Annotated in this window: 3 protein-coding genes; all 3 read left to right on the plus strand. The window is 33.2% G+C overall.

Annotated features, from left to right (window positions below; genetic code table 11):
• The first annotated feature begins 137 nt into the window (after positions 1–137).
• The 3 genes from RTK36_RS15830 (at position 138) to RTK36_RS15840 (ending at position 2543) form a co-directional block, all read left to right on the plus strand.
• On the plus strand, positions 138–833 hold the full coding sequence (locus tag RTK36_RS15830) for an MBL fold metallo-hydrolase (RefSeq protein WP_312048192.1): 696 nt from the start codon (positions 138–140) through the stop codon (positions 831–833).
• A 355-nt stretch (positions 834–1188) separates the two neighbouring features.
• Entirely contained in the window at positions 1189–1446 is a 258-nt protein-coding gene (locus tag RTK36_RS15835) for a hypothetical protein (protein WP_312048193.1), read from the plus strand.
• A 644-nt stretch (positions 1447–2090) separates the two neighbouring features.
• On the plus strand, positions 2091–2543 hold the full coding sequence (locus tag RTK36_RS15840; RefSeq protein WP_312048194.1) for a hypothetical protein: 453 nt from the start codon (positions 2091–2093) through the stop codon (positions 2541–2543).
• Positions 2544–2784 lie beyond the last annotated feature (241 nt).

Below are 2784 nucleotides of genomic sequence, written 5' to 3' on the forward strand. Positions count from 1 at the left end.
CAGATTGTCAATCTATTTCTAAATAAGTTCAGTGGTTTCAGAGGTGAATAAAACACAGAAAAACAGATTTTTCGAAAGAGGCCTAGTTGTAAAGGCTTATTATATCAAAACTATAAAAAATGATGAGGGGAATAATTATGAATGAAAAATATATTGTATTAAAATTAAGCTACACATTTAATGAAATGGAGCAACTTGTGTTTCCTGTTGTTCTTTTAGGAACAGACGACATTGTTTTAGTGGACTGTGGATATCCAGGCTCATTAAATCAGTTAGAAGAACAGCTTCGTTATCATGATGTTGAACCAAGTATCCTCACTAAAATAGTTTTAACCCATCAGGATGATGACCATATTGGTGCTGCTGCTGAAATGAAGGAAAAGTATCCTAAAATACAAATTTTTGCGTCCCATATTGAGGAACCCTATCTTTCGGGGAAAGCAAAAAATCTTCGACTTCAGCAGGCAGAAGAAATGCAAAAGCTTCTACCAGAAGATCAGAAGGCGTGGGGAGAACAGTTTTGCGATAGGTTTAGAAGCCTTCAACCTTTAAAAATTGATGGAAAGCTTTATTCTGGAGATGTGTTTGATTGGGGAGGTGGTTGCGAAATTATTGAAACTCCGGGACATACCCCTGGGCACATTTCAATTCGATCCCTAAATAATGAATTTTTAATTACTGGTGATGCTGGTGTATTAGAGGGAAATCAGTTAATTATTGCAAATCCTGAATACAGCCTTAACATTGGAGATGCGAAGAAATCCCTTGAAAAGATATTGAGCTACAATTCTGACCGATATATTTGCTATCATGGTGGTATTTTAAAAGAATAACTTCTCAAAAAATAATGAGGCTTTCATGGTTAGCCGTTTTTCGTATGAGTTCCAATTATAAAAAAGACTGATTTATTTATAATGAAAGAAAGATTAAGTATAATTTGAGAACTTTTGCTTAAAAATAAGAAGAGTTATTTAGGTTAGCCAGAAGCAATTTCCGTGAATTAATGGGTTTATGTTTATTTAAGCTGAAAATAATCATAGACCTTGTAGAATAGAAGGCTTGGCAACAGGCGAATTAATTTTTTGATAGTAAAAGCAATGTACAAAAGGTTCTGTGATTTCTATTTATAAAATGATAATGCAATAGACACAAAAACAAAATAGTCGTTAGGTGAAAGGAGAAATACGTATGAATGATAAAAACTTTATTGGAATGGGTCATAATCCTAGCCCAAACGTTCCTGATATACCTGAGGGTTTTGCTATGGCGCTTTTACAAGAACCTGATGCCAAAGACCGTTATGAAAGTTTAGATGATATGCAAAAGGCAAGGGTGATTTGCTACATTCAAAGCAATACTGATTCAGGTTGCGAAGCAAAAGAAAAAATTAATGTTGCGATTAATAGTCTTAAGAATAATAATTTGAATTTTACAAATGGATTCTGATTTAACAATATCATAATGGTAAATTATATGGGTATACCAATTCGATGTAAATGAAATGCTCACCTAAATAGAGGATCTAAAACGGGGAAAATAAAAGAAGCCTGCTTACATTATATGTAAGCAAGCTTCTTTTTGTATGTTACGGATTTCAATTCATAGGAAATATTCTGATAATTAGAATTAATGATTTTCTTTGGAGCAAGATTAATTCAACCTACAAACCACCACAACATTGAAAATTGTTGGACCCATTAAGTAAACAATCCAATACCTATGTTTTGAGAAAAATTATAGTATTAAGCTGCAATCAAACAATGGTAAATTCCATAGGGAAAAGAAACCATGCGCAAAATACGAAAAAGTTCTCAAGTTTGATTTTTAGCACTAAAACCAAAGAAGAATTTCAATAAAAAAACAAATTTACTGGTAGAAAAGATTTGTATTGTGGAAATTGCTTATTATAAAAATGAAAAAATTCATATTTATCTACAAAAGTGGACTGCTATTTCAAGTGATTTTTTATCAAGAATAATATAAAGAATAGCATTGACATTAAGAACGCTATTCTTTATAATGGAAAAGAATTTAATTTTCTAATATATAAACTTGTATTCTACAATGTAGAATGAAAGGAGAATGTAATTATGGTAGGTAAAAAGGTAGTTCATCATTTAATGATGAGTGCAAAAGATGGACATTATGTAGGAGATTTGGTTAACGGTGCAAGAATTGTAAATCAATGGGGTGATGTAGGCACAGAGCTTATGGTTTATGTCGATGGTGATATCAGCTTGTTCTTAGGTTACAAAGATATTCAATTCACAGCGCCTGTATACGTTGGTGACTTTATGGAATATCATGGCTGGATTGGAAAGGTTGGAAATCAGTCCTATACTTGCAAGTTTGAGGCATGGAAGGTTGCGACAATGCTCAACAGAACAGATGCAGACATGACAGGAATTGAGCACACAGCAGCAACAGCTTGCGAACCACCAGTTTTATGTGGTACTGCTACCGGCAGTCTTTTCATTGCGAAAAAAGACCAAAGGGGTCCCCAGGAATCTTCATTTCAAGACAGAAAGCATCCTGGTGAATAAGTAAAACTTTCCATATCAAAAGAATGAGCTAACATTCGTTAGAATCTATTTTAGATGTTATACATTAAGTTGCGGGCGGATCGGAAATATGGATCTGTCCGTTTTTTTATTTACATAAGTAATGGAAACAGAGAGAAGATAGTCTTATTATTGAGCAACTGCATTTATTCTGTTTATTAAAGGGGGCAGTTTCTTAAGGAATTTTGAGTTATAAATTGCTTGGATGTTAAAAGGAGCTATT

It is taken from the genome of Anaerotignum sp. (genome assembly GCF_031981185.1).
Lineage (GTDB): Bacteria > Bacillota > Clostridia > Lachnospirales > Anaerotignaceae > Chakrabartyella.

What these genes read in the sequence shown, in the direction of transcription:
- RTK36_RS15830 (WP_312048192.1), top strand. Translation starts at nt 138, where the DNA reads ATGAATGAAAAATATATTGTATTAAAATTAAGCTACACATTTAATGAA.
- RTK36_RS15835 (WP_312048193.1), top strand. Translation starts at nt 1,189, where the DNA reads ATGAATGATAAAAACTTTATTGGAATGGGTCATAATCCTAGCCCAAAC.
- RTK36_RS15840 (WP_312048194.1), top strand. Translation starts at nt 2,091, where the DNA reads ATGGTAGGTAAAAAGGTAGTTCATCATTTAATGATGAGTGCAAAAGAT.